This window comes from Psychromonas sp., from assembly GCF_983033635.1.
Window position 1 is genome coordinate 1 of the sequence record NZ_CEZLMY010000244.1, and the last position, 3,988, is coordinate 3,988.

Here is a 3,988-nt window from a genome sequence, read left to right on the forward strand (position 1 = left end):
GATTCAACCGTTACACCGTTATTGCGCAGGGCATCCAGCATGGAAGTTTCCGGACCCACCTCAATCTCCTGACCGGTTTCTTTGATTGCTATTCTCGCGGCAGTTGCGATGCCAAAATTTATAAATATCTCTGCAGATGCAAAAAAGTCTTCTTTGGACAGTTTTGCTGGCAATTTAAAATCGACTAATAATCTTGTTATGAGCAAAGCAGGCTTTGCAGGAATTAAAAGCTCAAATACAGTAACCAATATTCCAACTATTCTGACACTGGGGGATCTGTATATTTTCAATGATAAGATGAGCATTAAGCCCGAACACTTAAAAAGTGCAATGCACTTTAACGGTTTTACTTCTTCTGAGTTCTATGCTTCTATCCTGCCAAATACTTATCTCTATCTGGGTGATAAAGAATTAACCAGACCTGAATTACAGGGGTGTAACTGTTTTGTACAAATAACACGGACACTTTTTATGGAATCAGGCCAAGCAGCAGAGTACTCTGATTTCAAAATAAATCGATTTTATGAAGGTTGTTAAATGGGATTTTAGGGTAAAGTATTGTCTTTTGCCTAAAAGAACAAAACGCAGAACTTGACCCCATATTTTGTACAGTATAATTAAAGTTGTTTTATTATCCTGGCCGGATTTCCGGCAACTACAGTGCGGGTTGGTACATCTTTGCTGACAACAGCTCCGGCACCGATCACGGCATCATCACCGATTGTAATGCCGGGCAATATAATTGCCCCGCCGCCAATCCATACATTCTTACCTACATGTATGGCTTTGGCTGTTTCCCAACCTTGAATCCTTCTATCTGCTTGTAGAGGATGGGTGGCAGTATAAAATTGCGCATTGGGCCCGACCATAGTGTTCTCACCAATGTAAATAGGTGCATTATCCTGTAGGGTGACATTAACATTAATATACACCCGCTTGTCGAGATGCACATGCAGGCCGTAACTGATGTAAAAAGGCAATGCAATAATAGCTTCTGGTGATTTGTGTGGTAACAGCTTGGTATCGTGCTGGTAATCGAACGATAAATTTGCACGCCGATTCAATTCCTGCTGTTGTGCTCTCAGTGTCATTATTTCTGTGTCCAGGTAGCTATATTCCTGACCTGAAATCATTTTTTGATAGTTGCTGTCTGCCTGCGTCATATCTTTTCCTGCTTATTTTTTTACCAAGTAGATTATTTTCAACTCGAAATAGATGCCAAGCAAATAAATGCTCTTAGCTTAAACTCTTAGACTCAGATCTTGTCTTTTGCCTAAAAGAGCAAAATGCGGGACCAGACCTGTTCCCATAGTACTTTATGTTCCCGAATTTATATATTCAGCCACTATTGGTAGCTCATAGATAAACCAACACCCACATCCATAATATTCGTTGATTTTGATAGCTTAATTTTATATTCCAAGCTTGTGCAATGACATGGGTGAATATTTTTTATATTCTGCTCATTAAAATAATTCAGCGTACCTTCGGCTTGAACTTCACTTGGTTCAATAAGATGAAAACCACCAATTACATCTAAAATTCGGTCATCATTACAAACCTTTTTTGCATACTCGATAATGTTACAAATACCTGCATGAGAGCAGCCTGTAATTATTACTAAACCTTGAAATGATTTATATACTAGTGCGGAGTCATCATAAACATGATCATCTACCATTGAATATAATTTCTCACATTGACCAATTGGCTCAATATTTTCAAAATCATTACCTCTCTCTATCTCACCTAGAAAGACAAGATTATCAGTTATCCATAACGGTTCACTCGCCAGAGTAGTACCAAAATATCTACCAATTTTTTTACTATCTAAAATAGAGCCGATTTCATCACCACTATACTCTTTGTATGAAAAAGCTTCTGGATGCGCTATAACAGTTGGATTGATGTAATTTAAATTTTCTGCTTTTGCCTCAGAGTAAAATTTCACAAGAGGAACTAAACCACCAGTATGATCATTATGTCCGTGAGAGATAACAACGTAGTTAATATCCATAAGGGACTCATCCATTTTTCGCGCGTTTTTTATAAATATATCTGAATATCCCACATCAAATAATATCTTGGTATCACCGTCACAAATCAAATACGAGACAGCTGGCTCAGCTAAATAATAACGATCTATTATTGTGTTGTTATCCACTAAAACTTTCAATTCCATGATTTATTTCCCACACTCATTCTTCAGTTATATTGTTGTAATATCAGTAACTTTCAAAGGAAAGTGAAACATCACCTAGGGAACATAACACTCCAGTTAATGCGCAAAGTATTATAGGTAGCTGAATAAACTTGCTCCTTGAGTTTCTCCATGATTAGTTCGTTCGTCATATTCATGATTTAACAAGCCCAACTCATCTACAAGCTTGTATCCAATTCCATTAGCCTTTTGCTCCAATTCTGAACATGTAGCTAGTGAGGGCAGTTCAGTTATTTTTTTCTGAATCTTTTGAGCTATTGCTATAGCCAATTGATGGTGCCCTTTTTCATGAATCACCAAATTGGGATACCACTTATTCCATATTCCATTTACTTCTTCAATATCACTAACAAGCTTTGGAAGCGTATAAGTGGTATTTAACTCTGTATTTACATAAGTAATCCAACAACTATTTTTATTATATTTCCACCTGAAATTCCATTTTATATACGAATATGCATAGCCATGAAAAATACTTCCGTCACTTTTTATTGGAGAAGTTTTATTTAATGAGCTAAGAATTTCAGTTTTTGAATTGGGATTTACCTGATAAAATTTATAACTTTCATCGACAGATTCTTTTGCAAGCGTCAAAGATGAAAATGCCATGAACAGTCCACCCAATAACACCATTATCAATTTCATTGATTATCACCTTTTATTTTTGCATAACACTCACCGTAAGCGGCCGAGTGAAACTAGGTCCAGCTTTGCTGGCCTTGTCAGCTCTTTTACTCAATTACCAGGCTACCATCATCGTTAAATTGCCAGCAGTCACCATAAGCGACTTCCCACAAGTATCCATCTGGATCTGAGAAATAACCGCTATATCCACCCCAGAAAACATCTTGAGCTTGCTTCTCAATTTTGCCACCCGACTTTTCTGCAAGTTTTAATATTGCATCTACTTCCGATTTTTCTTTTGTATTGTGAGCCAGCGTAATACCCGAAAATTCAGGACGCTCAGCTTTGAAATCAGGAGACACATCTTTTGCCAACTCATCGAAAGGATACAGAGCTAAGCACACACCGCCTGTTTTGAAAAATACGATACCTGAGTCGGGCTTCCTTGATGTCGGGAACCCTAAAGATGTATAAAATTCATAAGACTTTTCTAGATCTGACACACCTAAAGTAATAATGCTGATTCTTGGTTCCACTTTCCTAACCTCTTAATTTAACTGCTTGGTATGCGTTTATTTCTCTGGAGCATACATGGCAAATACTTCTGCTCCGGTCAATTCCTTGCTTTTATTGGTAAAGCAATAGTAGTCAGGCCTTTTATCACTAAAGTATTGAACCTCAATTTCCAATCCTTTCAGCTCGGGAAAGAATCCCGCCGGAATACTATATTCACCTGTACCTTTGATTCTATAAAACAAATGCGTACCACAGTTCGCACAAAAACCTCTTTCGGCCCACTCGGACGAGTCAAAAACATGTATTTGATCATCTCCTTCAATTTCTAATTCCGTTCCACACTGCAATGCGAGCGCTGGACCACCTCCCCACTTTCTACACATATCACAATGGCACACGGTTATATTCGGACTTATGTTATTAGCTTTAATTTTCACACTTCCGCATAGACAGCTTGATTCTCCCGAAACAAAATCCTTCATAAATTTATCCTCAGCACTAACGTCTTAAATAACGGGCAAAATAAAGTAGTGTCGAGCGCAGCGATACTTTATTTTGTCCTGTTGATTTTTTTGTGTACGCCCAGCATGGGCATGAACTAATGAGGTGAAAGTCCTCTGTAGGAAG

General features: G+C 37.9%; 7 protein-coding genes. 1 reads left to right on the top strand and 6 read right to left on the bottom strand.

The features are described 5' to 3' along the window. Positions 1–248, bottom strand: a 248-nt coding sequence (locus tag AC4GME_RS17820; RefSeq protein ID WP_490379937.1) for a hypothetical protein, incomplete at its 3' end; no start/stop codon positions are given. 49 nt (positions 249–297) lie between these two features. Here AC4GME_RS17820 and AC4GME_RS17825 point away from each other — a divergent pair. Further along, positions 298–537 (top strand): hypothetical protein, encoded by a 240-nt coding sequence (locus AC4GME_RS17825; RefSeq protein WP_490379938.1) that lies wholly within the window; start codon positions 298–300, stop codon positions 535–537. Positions 538–617: 80 nt separating this feature from the next. Here the strand turns inward: AC4GME_RS17825 and AC4GME_RS17830 are convergent, their stop codons facing one another. The 5 genes from AC4GME_RS17830 to AC4GME_RS17850 form a co-directional block, all read right to left on the bottom strand. Beyond that, on the bottom strand, positions 618–1,163 hold the full coding sequence (locus tag AC4GME_RS17830; RefSeq protein ID WP_490376759.1) for a sugar O-acetyltransferase: 546 nt from the start codon (positions 1,161–1,163) through the stop codon (positions 618–620). A 182-nt stretch (positions 1,164–1,345) separates the two neighbouring features. Continuing rightward, positions 1,346–2,182, bottom strand: coding sequence for an MBL fold metallo-hydrolase (locus tag AC4GME_RS17835; protein WP_490376760.1), 837 nt, complete (start codon positions 2,180–2,182; stop codon positions 1,346–1,348). A gap of 111 nt (positions 2,183–2,293) precedes the next feature. Continuing rightward, positions 2,294–2,866: a DUF922 domain-containing Zn-dependent protease gene (locus tag AC4GME_RS17840; RefSeq protein WP_490376761.1), complete on the bottom strand. Its 573-nt coding sequence runs from the start codon at positions 2,864–2,866 to the stop codon at positions 2,294–2,296. A gap of 86 nt (positions 2,867–2,952) precedes the next feature. Further along, positions 2,953–3,381 carry a VOC family protein gene (locus AC4GME_RS17845; RefSeq protein ID WP_490376762.1) on the bottom strand — a complete coding sequence of 143 codons (429 nt, stop codon included), beginning with the start codon at positions 3,379–3,381 and terminating at the stop codon, positions 2,953–2,955. A gap of 36 nt (positions 3,382–3,417) precedes the next feature. Next, positions 3,418–3,843, bottom strand: a complete 426-nt coding sequence (locus AC4GME_RS17850) for a GFA family protein (RefSeq protein ID WP_490376763.1) — start codon at positions 3,841–3,843, stop codon at positions 3,418–3,420. Between the last annotated feature and the right edge of the window lie 145 nt (positions 3,844–3,988).

What these genes read in the sequence shown, in the direction of transcription:
- AC4GME_RS17825 (WP_490379938.1), top strand. Translation starts at nt 298, where the DNA reads ATGAGCATTAAGCCCGAACACTTAAAAAGTGCAATGCACTTTAACGGT.
- AC4GME_RS17830 (WP_490376759.1), bottom strand. Translation starts at nt 1,163, where the DNA reads ATGACGCAGGCAGACAGCAACTATCAAAAAATGATTTCAGGTCAGGAA.
- AC4GME_RS17835 (WP_490376760.1), bottom strand. Translation starts at nt 2,182, where the DNA reads ATGGAATTGAAAGTTTTAGTGGATAACAACACAATAATAGATCGTTAT.
- AC4GME_RS17840 (WP_490376761.1), bottom strand. Translation starts at nt 2,866, where the DNA reads ATGAAATTGATAATGGTGTTATTGGGTGGACTGTTCATGGCATTTTCA.
- AC4GME_RS17850 (WP_490376763.1), bottom strand. Translation starts at nt 3,843, where the DNA reads ATGAAGGATTTTGTTTCGGGAGAATCAAGCTGTCTATGCGGAAGTGTG.